General features: G+C 49.4%; 1 protein-coding gene. It reads left to right on the forward strand.

The features are described from left to right. On the forward strand, nt 1-267 hold a 267-nt coding region (locus SB660_RS21135; protein ID WP_410584348.1), incomplete at both ends, for a Na+/H+ antiporter NhaC family protein.

A 267-nucleotide genomic window follows, 5' to 3' on the forward strand; every position in this document is an offset into this window, starting at 1 on the left:
CAACAGAGGCGGGCTCCAATCGATGATGGGATCAGTCTCTCTGATTATGATCGCCTTTGCGCTCGGCGGCCTGATGGAAAAAACGGGCCTGATCGCGGCGCTGCTTCAAGGATTGATAAAAGGCGTGCATACGAAAGGACGTCTTGTCATGGCGACCGTCTTCTCAAGTATAGGCGTAAACCTTGCGACAGGTGAGCAGTATTTGTCGATCTTAATTCCGGGTCAATCTTATAAACCTTTATATGACAAGCTCGGCATTAAGCGGAT

This window comes from Bacillus sp. SIMBA_005 (genome assembly GCF_046535585.1).
Lineage (GTDB): Bacteria > Bacillota > Bacilli > Bacillales > Bacillaceae > Bacillus > Bacillus pumilus.